Annotated in this window: 21 protein-coding genes; 10 read left to right on the top strand and 11 right to left on the bottom strand. The window is 39.7% G+C overall.

The window, feature by feature from the left end; all coding sequences use genetic code 11:
- Window positions 1–73: 73 nt before the first annotated feature.
- The 7 genes from IPF37_03630 (at window position 74) to IPF37_03600 (ending at window position 7441) form a co-directional block, all read left to right on the top strand.
- A complete protein-coding gene (locus IPF37_03630) occupies window positions 74–364 on the top strand; it encodes a hypothetical protein (protein QQR48631.1) in 291 nt (96 codons plus the stop codon).
- Window positions 361–1227, top strand: coding sequence for a F0F1 ATP synthase subunit A (locus IPF37_03625; GenBank protein ID QQR48630.1), 867 nt, complete (start codon window positions 361–363; stop codon window positions 1225–1227). Before IPF37_03630 ends, IPF37_03625 begins: the two co-directional genes overlap by 4 nt.
- The gene (locus IPF37_03620) at window positions 1217–2179 is read left to right on the top strand and encodes a hypothetical protein (protein QQR48629.1); all 963 of its coding nucleotides are present in this window, start codon (window positions 1217–1219) and stop codon (window positions 2177–2179) included. The genes IPF37_03625 and IPF37_03620 overlap by 11 nt, the downstream gene beginning before the upstream one ends.
- A 20-nt stretch (window positions 2180–2199) precedes the next feature.
- Window positions 2200–3345, top strand: coding sequence for a glycosyltransferase (locus tag IPF37_03615; GenBank protein ID QQR48628.1), 1146 nt, complete (start codon window positions 2200–2202; stop codon window positions 3343–3345).
- 173 nt (window positions 3346–3518) lie between these two features.
- Window positions 3519–3791: an acylphosphatase gene (locus IPF37_03610; GenBank protein ID QQR49847.1), complete on the top strand. Its 273-nt coding sequence runs from the start codon at window positions 3519–3521 to the stop codon at window positions 3789–3791.
- Between the two features lie 165 nt (window positions 3792–3956).
- Window positions 3957–6827, top strand: a complete 2871-nt coding sequence (locus IPF37_03605) for a BamA/TamA family outer membrane protein (GenBank protein QQR48627.1) — start codon at window positions 3957–3959, stop codon at window positions 6825–6827.
- A gap of 74 nt (window positions 6828–6901) precedes the next feature.
- Window positions 6902–7441: a dihydrofolate reductase gene (locus IPF37_03600; GenBank protein ID QQR48626.1), complete on the top strand. Its 540-nt coding sequence runs from the start codon at window positions 6902–6904 to the stop codon at window positions 7439–7441.
- 24 nt (window positions 7442–7465) lie between these two features.
- Here IPF37_03600 and IPF37_03595 read toward each other — a convergent pair whose 3' ends face one another.
- The 7 genes from IPF37_03595 to IPF37_03565 form a co-directional block, all read right to left on the bottom strand.
- Window positions 7466–8128: an ankyrin repeat domain-containing protein gene (locus IPF37_03595; GenBank protein ID QQR48625.1), complete on the bottom strand. Its 663-nt coding sequence runs from the start codon at window positions 8126–8128 to the stop codon at window positions 7466–7468.
- A gap of 26 nt (window positions 8129–8154) precedes the next feature.
- Window positions 8155–9021, bottom strand: coding sequence for a non-homologous end-joining DNA ligase (ligD, locus tag IPF37_03590; GenBank protein QQR48624.1), 867 nt, complete (start codon window positions 9019–9021; stop codon window positions 8155–8157).
- Between the two features lie 57 nt (window positions 9022–9078).
- On the bottom strand, window positions 9079–10101 hold the full coding sequence (locus IPF37_03585) for a ribonucleotide-diphosphate reductase subunit beta (protein ID QQR48623.1): 1023 nt from the start codon (window positions 10099–10101) through the stop codon (window positions 9079–9081).
- Between the two features lie 33 nt (window positions 10102–10134).
- Window positions 10135–12645 carry a ribonucleoside-diphosphate reductase subunit alpha gene (locus IPF37_03580; GenBank protein QQR48622.1) on the bottom strand — a complete coding sequence of 837 codons (2511 nt, stop codon included), beginning with the start codon at window positions 12643–12645 and terminating at the stop codon, window positions 10135–10137.
- 418 nt (window positions 12646–13063) lie between these two features.
- Window positions 13064–14293, bottom strand: a complete 1230-nt coding sequence (locus IPF37_03575) for a cation:dicarboxylase symporter family transporter (GenBank protein QQR48621.1) — start codon at window positions 14291–14293, stop codon at window positions 13064–13066.
- Window positions 14294–14522: 229 nt separating this feature from the next.
- On the bottom strand, window positions 14523–16160 hold the full coding sequence (groL, locus tag IPF37_03570; protein ID QQR48620.1) for a chaperonin GroEL: 1638 nt from the start codon (window positions 16158–16160) through the stop codon (window positions 14523–14525).
- Window positions 16161–16187: 27 nt separating this feature from the next.
- Window positions 16188–16496: a co-chaperone GroES gene (locus IPF37_03565; GenBank protein QQR48619.1), complete on the bottom strand. Its 309-nt coding sequence runs from the start codon at window positions 16494–16496 to the stop codon at window positions 16188–16190.
- A 398-nt stretch (window positions 16497–16894) separates the two neighbouring features.
- Between IPF37_03565 and IPF37_03560 the strand changes: the two genes are divergently transcribed.
- Window positions 16895–18565: a hypothetical protein gene (locus IPF37_03560; GenBank protein QQR48618.1), complete on the top strand. Its 1671-nt coding sequence runs from the start codon at window positions 16895–16897 to the stop codon at window positions 18563–18565.
- Window positions 18566–18717: 152 nt separating this feature from the next.
- Entirely contained in the window at window positions 18718–20043 is a 1326-nt protein-coding gene (locus IPF37_03555; protein ID QQR48617.1) for a DUF1015 domain-containing protein, read from the top strand.
- Here the strand turns inward: IPF37_03555 and IPF37_03550 are convergent.
- Window positions 20040–21854, bottom strand: coding sequence for a hypothetical protein (locus tag IPF37_03550; GenBank protein QQR48616.1), 1815 nt, complete (start codon window positions 21852–21854; stop codon window positions 20040–20042). The genes IPF37_03555 and IPF37_03550 overlap by 4 nt on opposite strands.
- Before the next feature lie 110 nt (window positions 21855–21964).
- Here IPF37_03550 and IPF37_03545 point away from each other — a divergent pair, with 110 nt between their 5' ends.
- Window positions 21965–22807, top strand: a complete 843-nt coding sequence (locus tag IPF37_03545; protein QQR48615.1) for a deoxyribonuclease IV — start codon at window positions 21965–21967, stop codon at window positions 22805–22807.
- A gap of 2 nt (window positions 22808–22809) precedes the next feature.
- On the opposite strand, the gene IPF37_03540 is transcribed toward IPF37_03545, so the two are convergent.
- The 3 genes from IPF37_03540 to IPF37_03530 form a co-directional block, all read right to left on the bottom strand.
- Window positions 22810–23907: an undecaprenyl/decaprenyl-phosphate alpha-N-acetylglucosaminyl 1-phosphate transferase gene (locus IPF37_03540; GenBank protein QQR48614.1), complete on the bottom strand. Its 1098-nt coding sequence runs from the start codon at window positions 23905–23907 to the stop codon at window positions 22810–22812.
- Window positions 23908–23990: 83 nt separating this feature from the next.
- The gene (gene lpxK, locus IPF37_03535; GenBank protein ID QQR48613.1) at window positions 23991–25109 is read right to left on the bottom strand and encodes a tetraacyldisaccharide 4'-kinase; all 1119 of its coding nucleotides are present in this window, start codon (window positions 25107–25109) and stop codon (window positions 23991–23993) included.
- Window positions 25110–25138: 29 nt separating this feature from the next.
- Window positions 25139–26353 carry a hypothetical protein gene (locus IPF37_03530; GenBank protein QQR48612.1) on the bottom strand — a complete coding sequence of 405 codons (1215 nt, stop codon included), beginning with the start codon at window positions 26351–26353 and terminating at the stop codon, window positions 25139–25141.
- Window positions 26354–26362 lie beyond the last annotated feature (9 nt).

The following is a 26362-nucleotide window of genomic DNA, read 5'->3' as shown; positions in this document are numbered from 1 at the left end:
TTTTACTTGCACATGTCGCCATTTCGTACTAGCCTTTATAATTAGGGCAAATTGCTATCACAGGAGTGCATTTATGACAACAACAACGCTATTCATCTCAATCGTATCTGGTCTCTTGGTAGGCTTTGCGTATGCCTATTTTTTTGTTACTCAAACGCAAAAGGCATTTTCAACAAGCCCTGAAACTCCACCTTCTCGCTTTTTTGTACAACCTTTGTTATGGTTTGTTGGAAGGTTTTTTATACTTATCATCACCGTATCATTATTGTATTTTTGGCTACATGTTACCTTGCCGCTCTTCCTTGTTGGTTTTGGTATTAGCTTTTGGTCGTATACGCTCAAAAAAACACAGGCGCATTCATGAATATTAATCTTTTTAAGTATAAAGAAATTGCACCTTTCAAGGTATTTGGTCTCAATGGCCCCTTTTGGCACCTACATTTAGACACATTAATGTACACCTGGTTTGCCATGGGGATGCTCTTTGTTTTAGCAATAGCGGGCAAATATCTCTTAAAACGTAACCCAACCATCATCTCGGTTGCCTACGAAACGGTCATTGGCTTTTTTATTGATTTAACCAAAGAATCATTTGGTAAATTGATTTATAACCACTTTGCTTTTATTACGTCACTTTTTCTATTTACTCTTTTTTGTAGCGCCACCAGCCTTATCCCTTTTTTGGATGAATCAACGAATGATCTAAATACAACCGTCGCTTTGGGGCTTACCAGTTTTACCTACGTACAATGGTACAAAATTAAATTTAAAGGCATGAAACATTACTTAAAAGAATTTATACAACCAATTTTCTTTTTAGCACCAATCAATGTTATTGGTGAGCTTGCCAAAATTGCCTCAATGTCTTTTCGACTTTTTGGTAATATTTTGGGTGGCAGCATTATTTTTAGCATGATTATGCAATTTGTAGGAGGCCCCCTTAAATTTCATTTTCTTGGGCTCACGCTCGTAATGATCTTGTTAAGCATCATTACATATCGATTTCCAGTACTCAAACACATTACTTATTTTGCACGCCTGCACAAAATATTTCATATCATGCTTTTTGCCTTGGTTTTCATTCAAATGTTTTTTGGCTTTTTTGAAGGACTAATCCAAGCATTCGTTTTAACTATGCTAACAGCAACTTACTTATCGATGGGCGTAACAGACCACGATGAACCACAACCTTTAGTATCAGAAGAAAGTGATCACGATGTTTGCTAATTTTCTTCATTATTTTTCGGCTATTTTGGCACTAGGCCTTGCAACTATTGGCGGTGGATTGGGACAAGGCTTGGCAGGCATGAACGCCTTACAAGCAATGGAACGCCAACAACTCGGCCGAGACAACACGTTTAAAGCAATGCTTATCGGCCTTGCGCTCATTGAAAGCGGCATTGTGATTGCACTTGTTATGTCACTTTTGATGCTACTAGGCGCCCCAAAAGAAATAACATTAGAACTTAGCTTATCAGAACTCGGCATTGGACTAGCCATTGGTTTGGCCGCTCTTTCAACCAGTATTGCTTCAAGTTTTGTAGTAAGTGCTGCCACGCAAGGAATTGGCCGCCAACCTTTTTTTGCTCAAAAAATTATAACGCTCATGTTGTTATGTCAATCAATTATTGAAGCCCCTGTTCTCTTTTCTTTTATTATTTCATTACTTATCAAAACAACCATCAACGACAATATGGTCGTTATTGATGGTGTTAAAAATTTAGGCGCGGGCTTAGTCATCGGCCTTGCCAGCATTGGGCCTTCAATCGGGCAAGCACTTTTTTGCCAAGCGGCCTGTACAGCCGTCAGCGTTAACAAAAATGCCTACAACAAAATTTTTCCTTTCGCGCTATTTGGGCAGGCATTTATTGAAACACCTATAATTTTTTGCTTGCTCCTTGCACTCATGTTTCTGTTTTATGTCCCAACGCTGGGCACTACGTTTTTGCCACAAGGACCTGTTATTTTAACAGCCGCAGTTACCTTGGGACTTGGAGCTCTGGGCACCGGAGCTGGCATTGGCCTTTCAGCATCAAAGAGTTGTGAACAAATTGCTCAAGAGCCAAACAGCTATCCCTTGATGATCAAGCTCACCTTGCTGACCAGCACATTTATTGAATCATCAGTTATTTATGCCATGATCGTGTCATTTTTACTGATCTTAAAAATAAGCAGCTAAAACGCTTTTGAAAGAGCATAATGAAGAAGACTAAAAACCTCCACGTGGTTTACATTGTCACAAAACTTGAGCTTGGCGGAGCACAAAAAGTTTGCCTTTCTCTTGTTTCAGGAATCAATGATACTGATTTTTCAACAAGCCTCATCTCGGGCAACCAAGGACCACTTGTAACGCATGCAAAACAATTTGATCAAGTATTTCTTCTTGATTCATTTAAAAACGAAGCACGCCTCAAATCATTGCTTAATGAAATCAAAAATTTTAGAAATATTGTACGCATTTTGCGTACCTTAAAAAAAAAATACCCCGCTATTGTCGTGCACACACATAGTACCAAGGCGGGCATTATTGGTCGCTGGGCTGCATTTTTTGCAGGCATTAAAACACGCGTTCACACGATTCATGGTTTTGGTTTTAATGATTATCAACCGCGCCTGCGCTGGCTTTTAATTTACGCATTTGAATGGATAACCACATTAATCACCACCCACTTTGTTTGCGTTTCAACAAAAGATCACACAGAAGGATGTAAGCTTTTGCCAGACTTTGCACGTAAAAGTTCGATTATTAGGGCTGCCGTTGAATATGAAAAATTTTATCTACCAGCTCGCTGCCTCAACCGCATGAAGCCGTTTCGTATTGGCACGGTGTCATGCTTCAAACCTCAAAAAAATCTTCTCGATTTACTCAAAGCATTTCAGCTTGCCACCACATTAACTACTCATCAAACACTTGAATTAGAAATAATTGGCGACGGCATATTACGCACGGAACTAGAAGAATGGATTAAACGCAACAACATGCACGATTCGGTACATCTTCTTGGTTGGCAACACGATATCAGGCCATGGCTCACTTCGTGGGACGTTTTCGCGCTCAGTTCGCTATGGGAAGGCTTACCATGTAGTATTATTGAAGCACGTTTAAGCAAAATTCCTGTAGTTGCTTATAATGTTGGTGGAATCAATGAAGTTATTCAACATGACATTAATGGCTATTTAATTGAACCCGGAAATTGGCAACAATTAGGCAAAATGATCGCCATAATAGCCAACAATAAGGCACTATATCAACGTTTAAGTAATCATCAAGATTCATTAACTGACTTTGGCGTTCCCGCCATGCTTGCTCAACATATGGCACTTTATCGCCAAATATTGAATTAAGAAAATAACTTCTATTAAGAAACATACCACCATTTTTTGTAATAATTTTTTTCACTTAGTTTAAAAAAAATTATACTTTTTTTTTGACTTTTCAAAAATCGGTCTGATACTATTACGCATGATTCTCGCGAGGAGGCAAAAAGTGAGAAAGGGAAATTCCTATGAGGCAATGTATTAAGATAAAAGTCGTTGGCAATGTCCAAATGGCATCGTATCGCGAATATGTTCGCAAAAATGCTCAACGGTATGATATTGAAGGAACCGTGCAAAATGCAGAGGACAAGCAAAGCGTTATCATCTTAGCATCTGGCGTCGCTGAAAAACTTGATGAGTTTATTGATGCTTTGTACAAAGGCACTTCGGAATCCAAAGTAGATGAAGTCCAAGTAGAACCAATGATAAAAGAAAAGGATTTTAGAAGCGTTTTCAGAATCATTGGTGATTAAATCTATACTATTGACCTCCTCCACTTTTCTCATAAAAATTTTCATCTTTTTTGGCAACCCCAAAAAACCACTTTATCCCAAGAAATCTCCTGGGACAATACAAATTTTCACAAAAATAGTAAAGTTATACTTAGGAAACTTTATTGATCAAAAACAGGACGTTCCGTGCTCAAGCGCTTATTATTTATCATCTGTTTTTTTATTGCCAGCACATTGGCGCCGTCACTATTCGCTCATGTAAAACAGTGTTATGGCGGCAATTTTCATGAATACTATCCTGAAGAAACCACAACGCTGTACGTCACAAAAATTTCATATCAGTCAGACATCGAGATTAGCCCAGAAGAATTTAATCATCTGGTTGAACTCGTTCCCAACACCTTTATTTCTGTCAAACAAGTTAATCAGGCGTTTAAAAGCCTTATTCGCAAAGAACGCCTGCAATCAGTTGATATCAATTGCCATGATTATGAAAATGGCCAACATCTCACATTCACGCTCAAAAGTAATTGGATTTTAAGGCGCATGACCTTTAAAGGAGTATTTTTTGGCCAACAAGAGTATACCAATTTGTACATCCAGCAACCGGGCAACATTTTTAATATCTCTTTACACGAAGAATCACTTAGCGCCATTAAAGCAAAATTCAAAGCCGAAGGCTTTTTTGATCATCTCATAACCGATGAATTTGTGTATGAAAAAAAAAATAAAACTATAACGGTTATCATTAAAACAAAACCAGGCAAACACTATCACATTGAAGACGTCTCTTTTGATATTAAAACTCATGAAGAACAAAGTGATACACAAGCACCAAATACACTCAAAGAAAAACTAAAGCGCTTTAAAAAAAACTTATTAAATACCAATTACGAAAAAAAACACATCGAAAAACAGGCAAAAAAGATACGAACCTATTTGCAAGAAAAAGGGTACTTCGACAGCCACTTAAGCATGAAGCGACTGATTAATCATAGGAATTATACGGTTAATATTGTATTTTTTATTGATCTTGGAAAAAGAAAACTTCTGAATTTTAGTGGCAATCATCTTTTTTCAAATCATGCCATCAAGGAAGATATTATTGGCGTTGACTTGCCCGAATGGCTTTTTTCTCCCGATATTATTGCAGAACAACTGCTACATGAATATTACAAAAAAGGGTACTGGGGAACGACTATTTCTTACACTCCAACACAAAAATATGATTATGATTTTACCATTCAAGAAGGAAACCCAACCTTCATTAAGAAAATCGTTTGTAAAAATGTTGAGACTGGGACTCATGAAAAACAGTGCTTACACTTTTTTGATGAGCTTCTGAGCAAAAAAACCTTTGATCAAAGCCGCCTTGATGCAGCACTTGCAAGCGTAAAAGATTATTATTTTTCTCAAGGATTTTGGAATTTTGAAATTGTTGAAACGCGCTTCATTAAAAAACCTAACAATTCATACGCTATTTTAGTACTCATCAAAAAAGGTGCTCAGCATTTTTATCATGGCTTTGATTTCAAAAATTTTCAGCACTTAGCAATTCACTCAGTGTTTACCAACCCACAAAAAAGTACAACGCATAATTTGGTCCCTTTCAATATTCACTGGCTTCATGAACAAAAAGTCTATTTACTCAATTATTTTCAACAACATAGTTATTGGTACGCTCGTGTCAGCCCGATTTTGACCAGTAAAATTGCACCACATGGCATTGATGTTTTTACCACCTGGAATATTGAACCAGGACCACGCGTACGCTTTGGAAAAGTTTATTTACGTGGCACCACCAAATTACCATTTAAACGCATCATGCGCGAAGTACGTTGCCATGAGGGCGAATTGTGGAATAAAGAAAAATTAGAACTCACGCGTAAAAAATTACGCAGCCTTGATATTTTTAAACAAATACAAATTCAGCCATACCATTTATCAAATACCAAAAGCAAAAAACCGCTGATCATAACACTGGTTGACGACGAACCAATTGAATTGCGTTTGCGCGCTGGCTATTTTTTAACAAGCAAAAATTTTATGTTTAAAAAACAATCAACAGCAAAATTAGGCGCATCCTTAGTCATAAAAAATCCAACCAATCGTGCCGACAATTTTACCATTAATACAGAAATTACGCGCTTTGAGCGAACACTTGATGCACATTACCAACAACCAGCGTTATTAGGATTTCCCGTCATGGGCAAACTCAAAGGTTACGCAAACAAATACACACAACCCATCGCCGTTGGTTCAAGCGACTCGGCATACGAAGCGGTACAGAGTGGCTTTTTGGCAGGCCTGAGCGATGAATATCGCGAAAATTATTATTGGGGTATTACGGTTGGTAATGAGTGGATGCGTACGAGCAGAGTGCGCGGCAACCTTAACTTAGATCCGGACTATATTGATCGCACCTTGCCCTATTTTTTCCTTGAACCAAGTTTAATTATCGATACACTCGATGACCGCATTAACACCACCAAAGGCCAGTTTAGTTTTCTTTCAATGAAATTAATGGTCCCTGAACTTGCAGCCGGTTTTTCGGTACGCTTAATGGCCGAGCAATCATATTTTAAAGCATTACACAACGACGTTATCGGCAGCTTTCGATTACGCTTTGGTCATATTTTCAGACGCAAATTTAACCAGATTATGCCCATCGAACGCTTTTATTTGGGCGGCCCTTACTCGGTCCGCGGTTATGAAAAAGATGCGTTGCCGCCACTGGGCATGAGCGAGTTTATTGACGAAAATGGCGTCATACAGCAAGAATACACCATTCAAGGCGGGAGCTCGATGATCAACCTCAATCTTGAATTACGCTTTCCAATTATTAATAAACTCGGCATGGTTATTTTCCAAGACGTTGGCGTTTTGAGTCAATCCGGTATTCCTGGCTCAGGTACCTGGTTTCCTGGCTCTGGTTGTGGGCTGCGCTACAAAACACCCATCGGCGCCATTCGTTTTGATATCGGCTGGAAATGGAAAACGCGATTGCCGGGCGATAGCGCTTATGCCTGGTATTTAACGCTTGGCGAAGTGTTCTAGTCCTGTTAAATTTCAATTATTTATGATACTTTATTGCCATATTATTAGTCTTTAGTTTTCTACAAAGGTCGCTCATGAAGCCACAAGTCATTTTGTATATCGCGATAAGCCGCGATGGATTTATCGCCGACGAAAACGGTAGTGTTGATTGGTTAAATTCTTTTGCTGCCGATCTGCCACCTGACATGGATTGTGGTTATCACGATTTTTTTGCTTCTCTTGATTTAATTGTGATGGGCAGAAAGACGTATGAACAAATGCTGACGTTTGGCGACTGGCCAAATGCAGGAAAACATTCGTACATTTTTACCGAAAGCACCGAACAACCAGCGCAGGCAGACATAACGTTTGTTAATGAAAGCGTTACTGATTTTATTAAAAAGATAGCAGGCGAAAAACCTGGTTGTAAAATTTGGCTTGAAGGCGGCGCTTCGCTGGTACAACAATTTCTTGATGCTCATTTAATTGATGAATCAATTATTACTATTATTCCCATTACACTCAACGAAGGCATTGCGCTTCCGCACGATCTTGTTGTTGGCACAGGGTTTAATGAAATAAACTCGATCGATTATTCGCACGACATTATTCAGAAGCATTTTGTAAAAAAATAATGTTATAAATTTTTCATGATAACGTTATTGAACACTACAGCCACAACAATTGAAGCATGCCGTCCATATGCTTGCATTTAATTCTTCCTCAGAATCTTTGTCCAACGTGTCTTCGATTTCTTTTTCCCATTTCTCGCACGCTTTGAGGAGAATATCTCCGATGTCTTCATGACCGCGTTTGCGTGCTATTTCTTCTGGCATAAGGTATTTGTACGTGCCTGCGCATGGAGCGAGTATGGGATTTGCCCCCGCAGCAAGTAAAATTTCTACACACTCTTTATAACCATCGGTAATCGCAAGGTTGAGCGGTGTAGCTCCATTGTTGGCAATGGCATTAACGTCAGCTTTTTTTACCGTTAGCGCCCTAACGCATTCGGTATGGCCTTCGCAAGCAGCATAATGCAATGGCGTAAAACCTGACACATCGACAGGACTAACTTCTGCACCATTTTTTAAAAGCAATGCTGTCAACTCGTCATAACCATTTTGAGCAGCAAAATGAAGGAGTGTTTTATTATTGACATTGAAAGCATTAACATCGGCATCTTGTTTGATAAGTTCTATTGCCAATACAACATCGCCCTTTTTAGCTGCCTCAAATAGTTTGCATGTTGCTGGCGCCATTGGCATAGCATTGGTAGAAAACGCAAGAGCTGCCAAAAATAATCCTACAAATTTTTTGTTCACACAAATCCTTTCTTCTCTCATTATTATTACAAATCTTTTAAGCGCGTAGCAACTTTAGTAAAATCGTGCCAAGGATTTTCTTCGTGCGTCAAGCGTTCAAAAATATTGTTTATCGTAAATCGCTGCGGCGTCATACGTGCCAGCTCTTCCCAAAAAATTGGTGCGGCCACTGGCGCCTTTTCAATCGCACGCACGGCATACGGCGCGACTGCCGTAGCACCATACGAATTGCGCATACAATCAATTAAAATTTTATGAGTGCGAGCCTCTTTGCGCGGATTGATGGTTAATTTGCTTGGATAGCGCTCCACCAAAATAGTTGCGACATCGCGCGCATAAGCACGCACCGCCTCAAACGTTGCTAAGCGCTTAAGCGGAACCACAACGTGAAAGCCGCGCGAGCCGGTTGTCATTAAAAATGATGGAATGCCAAGCTCAGTTAAAAGATCATGCAGTTGCTTGGCCGCCCAACGCACTGCCGCAACATTAGTACCGGCAGGATCTAAATCAAAAATCATACGATCGGGATAATTGAGTTTATCAATTTTGCTTAGCCACACGTGCGGCGTAATGCAGCCCTGCGTTGCAATATATGCCAGCGAAGCGGCATTATTACAAACAGCGTACGTTGTGTAACCAGCTTCTTTATTTTTTATTTTTTTAGAAAGTAACCAATCAGGAAAATAGTCACCAACATTTTTTTGATAAAAACCTTCTTGATCAATGCCACCAGGAAAACGATGCATTGTTAACAGTCGATTTTTGGTAAAGGACAGCATAAATGGACTGATATCACGATAATAAGCAACAATATCACCCTTGGTAATTTTGCTTTTGGGAAACCATATTTTTTCAGGACCAGGAACTTCAACAACATAACGACCAATTTTCATTACTTTGTTCCCCAAAAAACGAAGAGGCCTGCCCGAAAGCAAGCCTCTTCGTTTTTATTAATCCCAGCTTAGAGAGCCGGCGGATTGGTATTCCGTAACACGTGTTTCAAAAAAGTTCTTTTCTTTGGAAAGATCGGTTGCCTGAACCATCCATGGAAATGGATTTTCTTGGTTGTATACTTTTGGCAAGCCCAAGCGCTCTAAGCGGCGATCTGCCATATGTTCAACATAGTTGCAAAACTGTTGCGCATTAATGCCCAACAAACCACGCGGACACGCATCAAAAGCATATGTTTTTTCAAGTTCAACAGCTTGTTCAATTAAACTTACCACTTTATCTTGAAACGCTTTGTCCCACGCTTCAGGATGTTCAACTTTGATGGTATTAATCAAATCACAACCAAATGCAAGATGCAGACTTTCGTCACGCATAATGTACTCAAATTGTTCTCCAATCCCCGTCATTTTTTGCTGGCGTTTGAGCGCAAGCATCATAGCAAAACCAGCATAAAAAAATATGCCTTCCATGATCACATAAAATCCAACTAAATCAAGTAAAAAACGTTGAATACTTTCTGGCCCATCAAGCTTAAAACTTGGATCAAGAATGGTGGTTGTCATGTTAATAACAAACTCATCTTTTGCTTTGATTGATGGAACCGTATTGTACATATTATAAATGTACTCTGGATCAAGACCAAGCGAATCGCAGCAATAAATAAACGTATCGGTATGAACCGCTTCTTCAAAAGCCTGACGCAATAAATATTGTCGACATTCTGGATTTGAAACGAAACGATACACCGCCAAAACAATATTGTTGGCGGTTAATGATTCTGCTGTCGAAAAAAAACCAAGATTCCATAAAATCAGACGTCGCTCATCATCATTAAGCACCGAGCTTGACTTCCACTGCTCAATATCTTTTTGCATCGAAATTTCTTCAGGCGTCCAGGTATTAGCAATGCCATCTTTATAATGTTGGCGCGCCCATAAATATCTCATCGGCAATATTTTATTTGGATCCGTTGACTCACTTGATAAAACAGTATCTCTTTTTGCCATTCTAGCTCCTTGCATAGTTCTTATCCTTTTGTTTAAAACTTTTACTATCTACTGGCATGAATCACATGAAAGATCATCAATATTACACGCAGCTGCTGATTCTTCAGGGGTCGAGACTGCATTTTGACCAGCATTTGCATCATATTGACGCTTTTGTGTAAACCCGAATTTTTTTGCATCAAGCGTTGACTTTTCAATCTGACTTGCAGCCATGGAGCGCAAGTAGTAGAATGTCTTTACGCCGGCTTTCCAACCCGCAATATACAAATCATTTAACTTTTTACCTGAAGCACCAATCATAAAAATATTAAGTGATTGACTTTGATCAATCCACTTTGCACGACGTGCGGCAAGTTTAACCAACCACTCTTGATCAATTTCAAATGCTTCCTTGTATTTACTTTTGAGAGCATCTGGAATTTCATCGATCATTTGAACACTGCCATCAAAATACTTGATCTTGTCAGCCATATCTTTTGACCATAGACCAATTTTTTTCAAATCATTCACCAAATATTGATTGATAACAATAAACTCCCCGCTCATATTTGATTTAACATACATATTTTTATAAATCGGCTCAATTGATGGAAAACACGCAACAATATTTGAAATTGTTGCGGTTGGCGCAATCGCCATCAAGTTAGAATTTCTCATACCATACTCTTGCACCAATGCTCGTACAGGAGCCCAATCAAGTGAACTGGTTCGAGGAGTGTCGATAGGCACGCCACGTTCTTTTTCAAGAAGATCAAGTGTATCGACGGGGAAAATATTACGATGCCATTTGGAGCCCTTAAAAGAACCATACGCACCACGCTCTTGCGCCAACAATGCAGAGGCTTTAATCGCATGGTACGATATCTTTTCTTGAAGCTGGTCTGCCAATGTAAGTGCACGGTCATCTTCAAACGCAACATTCATTTTAAAGAGCACATCCTGAAAGCCCATAATACCAAGCCCTACGGGACGATGGCGCAGATTACTTGCTTTTGCTTCACTCGTTGGATAAAAATTAACATCGATAACGTTATCAAGCATGCGTACCGCTGTTTCAATAGTACGCGTCAGTAGCTCATCATCAAGTTTATTGTCAACCACATGCCGAGCAAGATTAATAGAACCAATGTTACACACCGCCGTTTCTTCTCGTGAAGTATTCAACGTAATTTCAGTACACAAGTTTGATGAATGCACTACGCCGGCATGATCTTGAGGTGAACGAATATTGCACGCATCTTTAAAATTAACCCATGGATGCCCAGTTTCAAACAAGCGCGTTAACATTTTACGCCACAATTGCTGAGCCTTTATTACTTTGAAAAATTCAATCTTACCTTGCAAGGCCATGTTTTCATAATGAACGTAGCGCTCTTCAAATTTTTGTCCGTAAATTTCATGCAAATCTGGGGTTTCGTGAGGAGAGAAGAATGTCCAGTTGCCATCGCTTATGACACGCTTCATAAACAAATCAGGAATCCAGCTAGCAGTATTCATATCATGCGCACGGCGACGTTCATCGCCCGTATTACGACGCAAATCTAAGAAATCTTCATAATCCAAATGCCATACTTCAAGGTAAACGCATGTTGCTCCACGACGACTCCCACTGCGATTAATAGCAGACACAACGTCGTTAGCAATGCGCAAAAATGGAATCAAACCTTGGCTTTCAACGTTAATACTTTTAACAGGTGCTCCAGTAGCACGTAACGCGGTCCAGTCATTGCCAATGCCACCAGAAAATTTTGAAAGATTAGCGTTGTCCCGCAAACATTTAAAAATATGATTCAAATCATCATCAACATACGTCAGGTAGCATGAGCTCAATTGTGCATGCACAAGACCAGCATGAAATAATGTTGGGGTACTAGCAACGTAAAGCAACGATGAAAGAACATTATAAAATTCAACAGTCTTACCAAGCTGATCTTTTTCATTGAGCGCCAAACCCATGGCAATGCGCATCCAAAAAGCTTGTGGTAATTCCAAAATATTCTTTTCAACACGCAAAAAATAGCGTTCATACAGCGTTGCAATACCCATGTAGCGAAACAATTTGTCACGCTCAATAACCATTTTTTTTGCTAATTCTTCAAGAGGAAAATCAGCAAGCTTGGGATTTAAGCGCCCGGCTTCAATACCTTTTTTAATACCGATAATAAATTGATTTTGATACAATTGCGCAACGGTATTTTCGGTTACTGAGATGCCAATAATTTCTTTATAAATGCGTTGTAAAAACAAACGTGCAGCCAAAACATCATACGCAGGATCACGCTCCATCAACGCTACTGCGGCCAAAATCAGCGCGCGTTCTAAATCTTTGGTTGGAATACCATCGTAAATATTGCGCATTAATTCTTCAATGATCAAATCAACTGAAACATCTTGCAAACACTCAGCACAACAACGTCGAATTGCTTGTTCAATTTTCAAACGATCAAAAGCAACATCTTCTCCCTCACGCTTACCCACGCGAAAATTAAATGCGTCTAAAAGGATATCTCCTTGCCTTTTCATCGAATCTGAAAAAACGGACCCACTCGTACTGCTCATACTATTCCTTTCTTCAACATCTTTACGTTCACACTGACCAAATCTAGCGTGCCCTTGCTCACCACTCCGAAAACCCCCTCATGCATTTTTGTTTTTTCATTTTCAAAAAGAAAATTCTAAACTTTCAAATCTGGAGTATAATCTAGCAGGTTACCAACCTACAATCAAATAAATTTTTAAATATCTGAAAGATGCTGTAGCAGCGCTACTTTTGAGCAATTTTGCATAAAAAATTTCAAGCTGATTTTTGAAAAATTAATAATCAAAAAAATTATTATCATTAAATAATTCTTAGAAAATTTTTTTAAAAAAACCAGCCTCATTTTTACCAACATACATTTTTTTTAAAAAAAATTAGTCAGAAAGGCGTTGCCGTTTTTATGACAAAATAAGATTTTGATGATAGGAAAGTTTTATATTATTCATACAAAAAATCAATACTCAATTCGAACAATAAAAAACAGTCCCATGAAAAATTATTCTGAAGAGATACCCCATTTTTTAAAATTCGATTGATGATAATAATTAACGCACCATCACCCATTACATTGGCCGCGGTGCCAAACGAATCGAGCAATAAGTACAAAGCGGTAATCAAACTAATCATGGACGGCGTAAAGCCAAGAACCGATTTTAAAATAGGGATCATAACAATAATCCCGCCACCCGGAATACCCGAGACGGCAAACATGCTAATACCAAAATAACAAACGAAAACAAAATATTGCATAAAGTTTGGCACAAAACCAAAAAATAGATGCATTGATATAATGGCCAAAATTGGCGTGCTGATACTATCGCCCAATAAATGAACGTTGGCCATGATTGGCATCCCAACTTGCGCCAACGGACGATTGTGTGTATTTTTTACCGCACACTCAACTGACACCGGCACCGTCGCCGTGCTAGACATGGTACCAAATGCCGTCAAATAACTTGGCAATGCATTTTTAATAGCTTTCAACGCTTTGTCCCACGAGCAATGAGCCGCGACAAAATAATAAAGCGCCAAGAAACAAATTTGAATAGCAACAATCAATAAAAAGGCGCCACTGTAGTGCTGCATAAGCGATACAAACACGCCCTCATAACTCATTTTCAATAAAAAACCAATCACATAAAGCGGCAACATAGGAATAAAATAATTAATCAAAAAGCTTTCAATAGCATTCTTGAAACTCAAAACCATCCGCTCGCCCTGCGACCAACGCTTGAAAGAACCAATAATTCCCAAAACCAACGCCAGCAACAACGCGTGTTCAGAACGAATAAGCGTCGGCAAATTAAAAACAAAGAATGGCACAACCACCGCACACTGGTCGGCAACTTCCAACGCCATAGAACTCAACAAACTGGGCGCCAAGACCACAACCGCGCCATACGTTGCAATGGCGATAATAAAATTAGAAATAAAAATACTGGCAATCAAAATCCCCAAAATTAAAGGCGCTCTACTTTTAAGAGAAAGAATACCTGAAAGTACAAAAGAAAAAATAACAAACGGCAACATGAAGCCAAGTATTTCTTTGAAAACTAAACTGATAGTAAAAAAACCTTGCGTAACAACAAGCGGAATCAGATGACCGAAAAGAAGAACGGCCATGATGACCAAAAATAATCGCATCGGCAACGAAATACGCAAAGCCATAACAGTTTCCTTATGATAAATATCAAGAAAAAAATTGCAGTGATAACACAAAACTGAGCAAACATTTTTCCACAGAGTATCATGCGTTTATTCTGATGACAAGCAAAAATAGTGCCGCTATGAGCATTAATTTAATCATAAAATAAAAGTGCAACCGATCTAAAGCACTCATTGAAAAGGGCACGCTTTCGCGTGCCCCATAAGATACTTATTCTGCTGATATAAAATCTTAGTACATGCCCGGCATCATACCAGGATGTCCTGCACCAGCTTGAGGAGCTGATGATTTTTCTTCAGCACTATCGCATACCATTGCTTCTGTTGTTAACAACAAACCAGCAATCGATGCGGCGTTTTGCAATGCATAACGCGTTACTTTGGTTGGATCAACAACGCCGGCCTTCATGAGGTCGGTATAGGTTTCGGTGCGAGCATCAAAACCTACGTTGCCTTTTTCTACATTCTTAACACGGTCAATAACGACTGAAGGTTCATAACCAGCGTTTGCTGCAATAATGCGTGCAGGCTCTTCAAGCGCACGTCGAATAATGCTCACGCCAATGCGTTCATTACCTTCAAGCTTAAGGTTGTCCAAAGCATTTTGTGCACGCAAGAGCGCAAGCCCGCCGCCTGGAACAATACCTTCTTCAACCGCAGCACGTGTTGCATGCAATGCATCGTCAACACGGTCTTTCTTTTCTTTCATTTCAGTTTCAGTTGCTGCACCAATCTTGATCACGGCAACACCACCAGAAAGTTTTGCAAGACGTTCTTGCAACTTTTCTTTGTCATAGTCGGATGTTGTTTGATCCATTTCAACTTTGATTTGTGAAACACGAGCTTTGATCATGTCCGCACAACCTTTACCATCAACAATAACGCAATTGTCTTTGGTTACACGTACTGTTTTAGCACTACCAAGATCTGCCATGGTAAGGTTTTCAAGTTTGACGCCAAGATCGTCAGACACCACTTGGCCACCCGTCAATACCGCAATGTCATGTAACATTGCTTTACGACGATCACCAAAACCAGGCGCTTTGACAGCTGCTACGTTGAGCGTGCCGCGCATTTTGTTAACAACCAAGGTTGCAAGCGCTTCGCCTTCAATATCTTCAGCTATAATCATGAGTGGCTTACCTTGCTTTGCAACATGCTCAAGAATTGGCAACATATCTTTCATGCCGCTCAATTTCTTTTCGCAAATCAAGATCACCGGATGATCAAGAACGGTTTCCATTTTTTCTGGATTGGTCACAAAATATGGAGAAACATAACCACGATCAAATTGCATACCTTCAACAACATCAAGACCGCTTTCAATGCCTTTTGCTTCTTCAACGGTAATAACACCGTGTCTGCCAACGCGGTCCATCGCATCAGCAATCAAATCGCCAATGAATTTGTCTGAGTTTGCAGAAATAGAAGCAACTTGTGCTATCTCTTCTTTGCTGTCGATAGACTTGGACAAGTTTTTAAGTTCAGCAACAACAGCTTCTACTGCCTTATCAATCCCACGCTTAACTTCCATTGGGTTTGAACCAGCAGCAACGTTCTTCATGCCTTCACGATAAATTGCTTGTGCCAACACGGTAGCGGTGGTGGTACCATCGCCCGCAACGTCGGCAGTTTTTGAAGCAACTTCGCGCACCATTTGGGCGCCCATGTTTTCAAGTTTATCTTTTAATTCAATTTCTTTTGCAACCGACACACCGTCTTTGGTAATGATTGGGGAACCAAATGAACGTTCAATCGCAACATTACGGCCCTTGGGCCCCAAGGTTACTTTTACTGCGTCAGCAAGCGTATTAACGCCTTTTAAAATTTTGGCTCTGGCGTCTTCGCCAAAGATAATTTTTTTAGCCATTGTTTTATTCCTTGTTTAATTCAGTCATTAACCTTCAATACGACCAAGAATCTCTTCTTCACGCAAAATCAAAAACTCTTCGCCGCTCAGCTTAACTTCAGTTCCTGAAAATTTGCCGAAAAGCACTTTGTCGCCTTCTTTAATTCTCAATTGGCGCACGGAGCCGTCGGCCATAAGTTTACCTTCACCAGCAGCAATGACCGCTCCAAGTTGAGTCTTTTCTTGCGCGGTATCAGGAATAAAGATGCCGCCCTGGGTTTTTTGTTCGCTTTCTAAGCGCTTAACCAGGACTCGATCGTAGAGGGGCTTTATTGCTCCCTTAAATGTATCTGCCATAACAACGTCCTTCTTGTGTTAAAAATAAATTATTGGTGACAAAAAACTCACTTTTTCAATGAATTTACGAAAATCACACATTCTTAATTCGATTTAATTATAGGGCAAAAAATAGAAAAATCAATCTAAAACTTACACCAACAGACTAAACTTTTCTACCTGTTTATGATAAGATTTTTAGGTCTTTAAAAATCGAAAAAACCTCATTATTGCTTGATTTCTTGGCCTTTTGAAGAATAAAAAGCCCCTTTTTTAAGTTTTTTAAAATTGGTCTATTTTTGAAGAATTATTCTATGAGCAAAAATAGGGCACCCTCATTTTACAAATATTTATTATATTGTATAATTATAATTATCAACCTGAAATTAAAGAGGTGTGTATTTATGGAGGTACTTGTTATGAAACGTTTTTTAAACCTTTTAACACTCACACTTGCGATCAGCATACCCGCAGTAAGTCCTGCCGGCAGCAGCTCATCGTCAAGATCATATTCAACAGCAAGAGATATTCCTTTTTTACAAGAACTTGCTTTTTTGCCAGGAATACAAGAATTGATAGCAACTATCAAACTCAATGAACCATTAAACTTTGAGGCTATAAACCTTTGCAAAATATTGGCTGACAATCAAAACATATCAATTTTTTATCTTTGCAAAAAATTCAATATCAATACTCAGTTGCTACACCAAATAATTACTGACGACCATTGCCACAAAGCAGACATCTTGACTATCACGCCACTTGATGACAATACAATTGTAACCGGATCTCGAGACAATACGACCAAAGTATGGAAACGTAACCCTGATACCAACTCGTGGTACTGGGTTGCTGACCTTGCTGGACAACATCAACACACTCATTGGGTTTCTAAGATCACCAAAATTGATCGTAATACTATTATTACTGGATCACACGATGGTACCGCCAAGGTATGGACTCAAACTCCTGGCACCAACGATTGGCAGTGGGTTGCAGATCTTGCTGGAGAACACCAACATACCGGAACTATCTTATCAGTAATCATCTTTAATGACGATACTATTGTCACCGGCTCGCACGATCAGACCGTCAAAACATGGACCCGGTCTCCTGGTACCAATAATTGGACGTGGGTTGCCGATCTTGCTGGCGAGCACGGCCACGAAAGCCCTATCACCAGCTTAACAAAACTCGATGACCATACCATTGTTACCACATCATGGGACCATGCCGCCAAAGTGTGGACACAAAATCCTGACACAAATTCTTGGGATTGGTCAACTGATCTTGCAGGCGACCATGGACATACAGACTCCATTTATCAAACAATCGCCCTTGATCCCAACACTATTGTTACTGGATCATTAGACCATACAGCAAAAATATGGACGCGCACACCAGACATTAATACCTGGGCATGGGTTGCCGACCTTGCAAATGAGCACAACAGCCAAGACTGGATTTCCTTCATAATAAAATTTGATCGCCATACTGTCATTACCGGATCGAGCAGCGGCATAGCATCCGTGTGGACATGTACGCCAGACATGCAAAACTGGCATTTGGTTGCAAACCTTGCAGGCGAGCATCGCCATACCTACTGGATTTCTTATATAACCATCCTCGATCTCACCACCATTATCACGAGTGATGGTAATGGTTATATAAAAATATGGACTCGTCGCAGCCTTTCTGCACATGACTGGGAATGGCTTGCCGATCTCACAGAGAGCGCAACTCGTTTAGGCTCAACTTACTCAACCATTATGATTGATAACAATACCATCGCCACGGAATCTGTAGACAAAACAAAAGTTGCTATATACACATTCCCATCATTTACACAGTTTATACTTATACACAAATTGGGTCACCAACACACAGGAAAGCACGAAATAATTTATCTTGATAAAGGATGGTATAAAATTTATGAACAACTTGCACCTGCCTACAGAGCAATGTTTCCTAATGTTACAAAAATAGATAATTCAAAAAAACGTAAGCGAAGCAATAGCGATGCAGAGGGCAAAGAAGAAATGACCTCAGAAGAATACACAGCATGGCAAAAAAAACAAAAAAGGGAATAAAAACGATTTTGTACAATTAAAGAGAGGAACGACAAATTCTTCTCTTTAATTGCTAAAATTGTACGGGTTCTAGAAAAAATATCCCTTCTCAGGCTATACTTAAGATTGTCTTTTTGAATAGAAAAAAAGAAATCAAAAAGGAGGGGTCACTAATGATTCGTAAAAAAAAGATAGGTTTTATACTATTTTTACCGATATTATCCTTAACATTATCAAAACAAAACTTTCTCATTGCCAGTCAAGCGACCATCAACTTTCGTCCTTTTCAAGCCTATCGCCCCACCAATAAACTGGTACCAAGCTTTACCTGCCCACCCTACAACTCAATCAACAGTATTCATGCCTACCAATTTGCTTGCTCACACAAAGACAATTTTATTCATGTTATTCGACCTACGATTAACCTTTCAACCGAATCCGATTTGTATGACAATATGGCAGCACATGCAGGAAAAGCTTATTTAGAAGCGTTAATAAAAAAAGAAACACTTAAAAAAGATACTAAGCCTGCGTACTATCTTTATGGTCAACAAAAAGACGGATCAACCATGTTTGGCATCATTGGCGAGTTAGCGCTGGATAATTACCAGCATGATCTTGTAAAGCCACACGAAAAAATAATTTCTACAAAAAAAAGAGCTGTTACGACATTTACTAAAATTCAACAAGCTCAAATTGATCCGATTGTTCTTGCCTACAAAAGCAATCCTACAATTAATGCAATTATTGAACGCACGGCCCAACAAAAACCAACTCAACAGTGCGTAACTGAAGACAATATTACACATTATCTATGGGTTATTGATAAACAAGAAACAATTATAAAACTTGAAGAAGCGTTTAACTCTATCTCAAAACTTTATATAGCCGATGGCCACCATCGCAGCGCTTCTGCAAAACAACTCTTTAAAAAAGAACCTCATAATGTCTTTTATCATCATATTTTGGCGGCACTTTTTTCTGATACATCAATTACCATTTTAGCATACAATCGCCTTTTAAAAAGTTTGGCAGGCCTGAGTGGTTATGCTTTTTTAAATATTATAAAAAAATCATTTTACCTTAAACGGGTAGCAGATGCCGCTCAAGCAGAGCCGCTCAAAGCTCATGACTTTGGCATGCTGCTTGATGGTTCATGGTACACATTAAGTTTGCATAAAAAATTTATAACCATGCGCCAAAATAATCCGGTCGAATCACTCGATATTACTATTTTGAACGAACTACTTTTGCAGCCGTTTTTCCAAGTAAGAAAATTAATTATCGATCAAGATATCGAATTTATTGGCGGCCTCAAAAATACCAATGAACTGGAGGAAGCATATCGTCAAGGCGGCTGGCATGTTGCCTTTGCGCTCTATCCCGTTTCATTGCAACAACTCATGAGCGTTGTAGATGCTGGCCAGCTGATGCCAGCCAAAGCAACCTGGTTTGAACCAAAAATACGTCCTGGCTTTATAGTGCGCTGTGCGAACTAAGCACGCACAAGCGCTAAAACATCGTCAGGGTTAGCGATACCGGGCACCACGGTAAATGTGCTCGTCACATTACCATCAAGCGCTAGCACAGTTGGAATGTAAGCATTAAAAAATGTCTGTTGAGCAACCTGCGCCAACTGCGTCAACGCCATGGTGTGGGTTGCTACCATGCCGCACGTATTACCTGGTCTGCCTACTGCTTCTACAAATTGATACGCCAACTCTTCTCGTTTTTGAAATGTCGTACCTTTAAATAATGAATCATCAATTAAAATACAACCAAACTTATTTGGCTCTAATTCTTGAATTTTTTTTAAACAACCGTCTGCGCGCGCCAACTCTGCCACCATCAACGATGTATCGCACGTGATATCATCAGTCACCGTTATGTATGTCATAAGCGCATCAAATGGTGTCATTTCGACATCACGAGCACAAACAATCCCAAACGATTGGGCTAAAATAACATTCAACCCCAGCGCTTTCAATGTGCTCGATTTTCCCGCTTTATTGGGCCCAGTAATCACCATGATAGTCGGCGCATTATTTACACCAAGTTCAACATCGTTAGTTGTAACCATGTCGGGATTGAGCATGATATTCCATAAGCCTTTCATAATCAACGAAGGCGTCGTTGCATCTTTTTTGAAGCGCACAAAACTCATGCGCGCATCACCATGTTGATGTTCACGCATCACCTGCGCTAGAGTTGCGTACGCATCAAGCTGCCCAACTGCCTGCCAAACATTTTTAAAAGAATCTCGCTGTTCACGCAGCAACCGGTAAGCTCGCAACGTTGGCCCAACGGTAGAAAAAAAACCAAGCTCATCATCAAGTTCAAAGGCACCACTAACAAACAACTCACTCAATTCTGGCATGATTTTATGCTCTTTTAATAACATTGACATATCGGGAAAAACGCGCGCAAGAACTTCATTGCGTTGAACTAAACTAGAAAGCTTCTCAACCGTTGCAAAGCACTGTTGCACGGCAATTACTTGATCATGCACATAATCAAGTACCGCAACTTGTGCTTTAACATAACTAATCATTTCATAAATACTGATCGCATGAAGACCAAAATGCCCAATTTTTAAGGTTAAAAACAAACCTTTAACAGCTGTACTTGCACCTTCTGCTGGTTCAAGATGGTCCATAACACACGAGTGCCCATCGCAGCCATGATGGTGGTGTTTATGCTGATGGTCATGATGATGACAATGCCCATCAGTTTTTTTATCTTCAGCGATTACCTGATAAATATAATCCATAGCAAAGTGAAAAAGAAGATGTTCTATCACCGGCATAAATAAACCAAATTTTTTAAAAATATCGCGCAATGTTAAAGCCAAAGCACTATCATTGTACGAACGCATCATTGATAATGAAAAATAATAAGTCTTCAAAATTTCTTCGGCGGCCACGTCGAGGCTTTTATGTAAAAAAAAATCTACACCGTATTGATACGCTTTTAGCTGCTTTAACAAATGCGTTACATTATGCAAAAGTTCTTGATTCTCAAAGAGTTCTTGAATGGCGATTTGACGCTCTTCAATAACTCTCACATCCGCCGTGGGGTTGGTAAAAAAATGCGCAATACAATCCCGCCCAAACATTGTTTGAGGGTTACCAAGCTTGGCAACAACACCTCGATGTGATTGATTAAGCGACCCAGAAAGCTCTAGATCACGTTGCTCAAAAAAAGTAATAATCGAATCATCTGCCACGCAAGCAAAAGGCATCATTAATGCCGGCAACAAAACAAACACCAAACAAAAACTCTTTACCGCTAATCTGCCGTGATAATTCATGACCAAACCCCTAAAATATATAATTAATAAAAAAATAGTATAATGCAAAATCAACACTTCTCATGCATAATTATTTTAAGGTAAAAATCTGATAACCAGAAAGGACTCCCATGCCTCATAATAAAACGTTGATTGGTGCTCATATTTCGGCAGCAGGCGGCCTTTACAAATCAGCTGAACGTGCTCTTGAAATTGGCTGCACTACCATGCAAATTTTTACCAAAAGTAACAGAAGCTGGTTTGCGCCCGCGCTCAAGCACGATGAGATTGACGCATTCAAAGCAGCGGTAAAAGAATCAGGGCTTACAAAAATCATGGTCCATAGTTCTTATTTAATTAATTTGGCGGCAAGCAATACTGATGTTCGTCATAAATCAGTTACGTCGCTGACTAAAGAACTACAACGTTGCCAAGATTTAGAGATTCCTTATTTAGTACTGCATCCAGGCTCACACACCGGCGCTGGTGAAGAAATTGGTATTGCACATATCACTCAAAATTTAAAAACAATCTTAGACAGAGTTCCTGGGGACTCAATGATTTTGTTGGAAACCATGGCGGGGCAGGGGACCAATATTGGCACTTTTACACACCTCAAAAGTATTATTGAGCAGATTGAAGACAACAGCAGAATTGGTGTATGTCTAGATACGTGCCATGTTTTTGCTGCTGGTCATGATATCAGCACGCCACACGGTTATGAAACTATGATGGACGATTTTTGTAAAACCATTGGCATTCGTCGCCTCAAAGCGTTGCATCTCAACGATTCTAAAATGCCATGCGGTTCAAAAAAGGATCGCCATGCAAGTTTGGGCGAAGGAGAAATTCCACTGACTACGTTCAAAAAAATTATGCACGATGATCGATTGATACACGTGCCAAAAGTTCTTGAAACACCAAATCCTGAAAAATATGCTGACGAAATAGCAACGCTCAAGAGTTTTGTGTAAAACTATTTGACCTGCTCGTGGCGCTCTGAAATTGTCGACTGATTCATGGCTACTCGCTTGGCGCCAATAATACTTTTTGGCTCAAGGTCTTCAGGCTGAATACGAAATAACGCCGGAGAAAAAATAATAAAAGTCCACGCCCCTAAAAAAAGAACCCCTGCGCAAACAAGCAGTGGCAACGTTATTATTTTACTCAAAAAGAGCAGCGCGCAAGCCGATAAAATACTTCCCATAAAGCCGGTAAACAACAGAACCTGCTCTTTGCTCCATCCTTTTTTAATCAAATAAATACAAAAATGATGGGGGCTGCCGCGAAAAAATGGAATCCCAAGCCATGTTCGAATGATCACCAAACAAGAAACTTCCAACAATGGAATACCTAAAATAATTGCCGGAACGTAGTACGCATCTAAAAATTGATAGCTCCACGGAAACAGCAGTGGCATCGCCGCCAAAAAACCACCAATAAACATAGATCCCGCATCGCCCAAATAAATTTTTGCAGGTGGCTTATTGTGCAAAAAGAAAGCAAATAGCGGCCCCAAAAAAGCGAGCAACAAAATGCTATAGGCATATTGTTTAAAAAATAATGCAACAAAGAAAAACGATACGGCAGCAACCATGGCAATAAGCGACGAAAGGCCATCCATGACATCAACAAGGTTAAATGCGTTAATAACAGAAAGCATCCAAAAGCCAGCGATAAAAATATTGAGCCCTGACGAAAAAAACACGGTTTTAAGCGACAAGCCGCCTTTCAAAAAACAAAGCACAGCAATAATTTGACCAAAGAGTTTTTGTCCTGGTTTCAATACTTTAAAATCATCAATTAGGCCAACCAGTAACAACAAACTGATGCCGAGCAAAAGCCAGACAATAATAGTTTCAAAAGGATAAACAAGACTGAGTGTTGCAACAAACGGAATGTATACCGCCAGCCCGCCAAGATAGGGAACCGGCGCTTTATGAACTTTAATAGTACCATTTGGCTCATCTAAAAAACGCAGCCGACGAGCTGCTTGCGCAATAAGAGGTAACAAATAAAAGGCAACTAAAAATGAAAAAAGAAATGAAAAAACATGCCTCATGACCAGCATCATAAACCATCTCTCCTTAACGTTTCATACCACCCTGCTCTTTTTAAAAAAGGATAATATCTTTATGGTAAAAACTCAAACAACATTTAAGAATGGTCTAAAAGATTTGTTAAAAGAGTGAAAAAACGCTGATGATCATGCGTTTGCAAAAAATCAAACGTAACGCGAATAACATACCACTGAATTTTACTGGATATTTTTTGCACGATAGGCTGCAACTTAACCCAATCTTTTGCAGTCGTCACCGCAATAAAACAATCTTTTTCTTGCGCATACTGTTCAATTTTTTCAAGATCAGCACATGAATAATCATGATGATCTGGAAAAATAAATGAAGCACAAGAAATAAGATCCGCATCAGCAACCGTGCGTTCAAAGCCACTCGGCGAACCAATACCAGCAACAATCATGCACAATCGATAGCGAAGATTTTTCGTTTGATCAACACCAGCATTATGTAAAAAAATACCAGCATACGCATGCTTGCCTGCAAAAATAAATTTTTCATCCACGCCAATCAATAAATTCGTGGTGATAAATTGTAAAAAAGCTGGAGAAACCTGGTCTGCATGCATGAGGAAAAAAAAATGCGCACGACGATAGTTTTTTTCGCGCAATCTGCCAGCCGGCAACGTATGTCCATTATCGAATGGTTTGCGCGCATCTAACAGCAAAATTTCAACGTTTTTGAAAATTTTGTAATTTTGGTACGCATCATCAAGAATAATGGTCTTTACAGCATTATCTGTTTTGCGTGACCACGCTTCAAGCAGTTGGCACGAGCGCAAGCGGTCTGCACCAACAACCACCGGTCCACAAAACGATTGTGCAAACATACATGCTTCGTCGCCACTTGTTGCCACATCACATAAAATATTTTTTCCATCGCTGACCAGTATATTAGTACCGTCGTGCGCAGCACGCCCACCATAACCACGAAGCACAATTGCTGGCGCTCGGCTTGCTAAAAGATTTCCCAAAAAAGAAACTACTACTGATTTGCCAGTCCCACCAACCGAAAGATTTCCAATCGACAACACTGAAAAAGGCACCCTTGTACCACCCGTTTTTTTACGATAAAACTTGACAATAAAAAAACCTGCCCGATATAAAGGTTCGAGCAGGCATAAACTACAAAAGAGTATTTTTTCAAAAAACGTTAACTGCTGGAGCGAGCTTGTTTTATCCCAAATACGTTCAAGCATGGTGCGCATAAGCTACAACCAAAAAGGTATTACCCTTTTACTTTGGCCAAATACAAGACCACGTCATCTTCTTGCCAATCTTGGAAAGAGTCCGCAATAAAGGCAAATTCATAACCCGCATGCACTTCTTTAACTACTTTACGATCGCGCTGCAAGCTATTAATTTTTCCTTCAGCTACGACCTTGGAGCCACGAATACATTGGAACTTGTTGTCGCGAGAACAAAGCCCTTCGCGCAAGTAGCAACCAGCAATTGTTCCTGTTTTTGTTACAAAAACTTTACGCACAACTGCTTCACCAACTTGTTTCCATACTGCTTCAACAATACGCTTTTTCTCAATTTGTTCTTGCAAATATTCAACCAAATGATAAATCACATCGAAAAGTTTAATTTCAACGACTTGTTCTTTGGCTGCCATCTGTGAATTTTTTTCAGCTTTTATGTGGAAACCAATAATCATCGAATGAGTATTAGCGGCCAAGTCAACGTCACTTTCAGAAATATCGCCAACGCCAACATAAACTATGTTCAGCGGGCATTGAACTTCTCGAGAAAGATCAGTTAATTTTTTCAACAAGCCCATCAGCGCTTCTTTAGAACCTTGCGTATCAACTTTGATTAAAAGATTCATTGATCGCTGAGACACTTCACGAGAAGCAAGAGAAAGTTCTTGTTGCATTGCTTGTGCGGTTGTAGACAACGGAGCTTGAACGGTTTTACCAGCACGAGCTTGGTTGTAATCATGCGCAGAAACAACTTGCAGCCATTCGCCCGATGAAGCAAATTCATTAAAACCAACAACTTGTACTGGCATTGAAGGCCCAGCTTCTTTTACTTTTTGGCCGCCGGAATCTACCAACAAACGAATCTTGCCACTGCTGTTGCCGCACACAAAATAATCGCCTTGTTTAAGCGTACCTTCGGTACAAATAACAGAAGCAACTGGACCAAAGCCCTTTTCTAAACGCGACTCCAAAACAAACGCTTGCGCAGGTCTGTCAGGGAATGCTTTAAGTTCCATCATTTGTGATTGAAGAACAATCATTTCAAGAAGCTCGGCAACACCCTGTCCTGTTTTACCAGAGATCGGCACGCAAATAATATTGCCGCCCCAATCTTCTACCAACAAGTCATGCTGCGCAAGTTGACGCTTAACAGTTTCCACCGCTGCTGGCGCAACCTTGTCCATCTTGTTAATAGCAATAATAATAGTTACGTTGGTTTGACGTGCATATTTAATCACTTCAACTGT

It is taken from the genome of bacterium (assembly GCA_016699045.1).
Classification (GTDB): domain Bacteria; phylum Babelota; class Babeliae; order Babelales; family RVW-14; genus AaIE-18.
This window is presented reverse-complemented; position numbering and strand designations above follow the sequence as displayed.

Bases quoted from the DNA above. Each gene is read 5' to 3' on its own strand.
- IPF37_03560 (QQR48618.1), top strand. From the start codon at position 16,895: ATGAAACGTTTTTTAAACCTTTTAACACTCACACTTGCGATCAGCATA.
- IPF37_03630 (QQR48631.1), top strand. From the start codon at position 74: ATGACAACAACAACGCTATTCATCTCAATCGTATCTGGTCTCTTGGTA.
- IPF37_03600 (QQR48626.1), top strand. From the start codon at position 6,902: ATGAAGCCACAAGTCATTTTGTATATCGCGATAAGCCGCGATGGATTT.
- IPF37_03545 (QQR48615.1), top strand. From the start codon at position 21,965: ATGCCTCATAATAAAACGTTGATTGGTGCTCATATTTCGGCAGCAGGC.
- IPF37_03585 (QQR48623.1), bottom strand. From the start codon at position 10,101: ATGCAAGGAGCTAGAATGGCAAAAAGAGATACTGTTTTATCAAGTGAG.
- lpxK (QQR48613.1), bottom strand. From the start codon at position 25,109: ATGCTTGAACGTATTTGGGATAAAACAAGCTCGCTCCAGCAGTTAACG.
- IPF37_03555 (QQR48617.1), top strand. From the start codon at position 18,718: ATGATTCGTAAAAAAAAGATAGGTTTTATACTATTTTTACCGATATTA.
- IPF37_03620 (QQR48629.1), top strand. From the start codon at position 1,217: ATGTTTGCTAATTTTCTTCATTATTTTTCGGCTATTTTGGCACTAGGC.
- ligD (QQR48624.1), bottom strand. From the start codon at position 9,021: ATGAAAATTGGTCGTTATGTTGTTGAAGTTCCTGGTCCTGAAAAAATA.
- IPF37_03615 (QQR48628.1), top strand. From the start codon at position 2,200: ATGAAGAAGACTAAAAACCTCCACGTGGTTTACATTGTCACAAAACTT.
- IPF37_03625 (QQR48630.1), top strand. From the start codon at position 361: ATGAATATTAATCTTTTTAAGTATAAAGAAATTGCACCTTTCAAGGTA.
- IPF37_03550 (QQR48616.1), bottom strand. From the start codon at position 21,854: ATGAATTATCACGGCAGATTAGCGGTAAAGAGTTTTTGTTTGGTGTTT.
- IPF37_03540 (QQR48614.1), bottom strand. From the start codon at position 23,907: ATGATGCTGGTCATGAGGCATGTTTTTTCATTTCTTTTTTCATTTTTA.
- groL (QQR48620.1), bottom strand. From the start codon at position 16,160: ATGGCTAAAAAAATTATCTTTGGCGAAGACGCCAGAGCCAAAATTTTA.
- IPF37_03565 (QQR48619.1), bottom strand. From the start codon at position 16,496: ATGGCAGATACATTTAAGGGAGCAATAAAGCCCCTCTACGATCGAGTC.
- IPF37_03580 (QQR48622.1), bottom strand. From the start codon at position 12,645: ATGAGCAGTACGAGTGGGTCCGTTTTTTCAGATTCGATGAAAAGGCAA.
- IPF37_03575 (QQR48621.1), bottom strand. From the start codon at position 14,293: ATGGCTTTGCGTATTTCGTTGCCGATGCGATTATTTTTGGTCATCATG.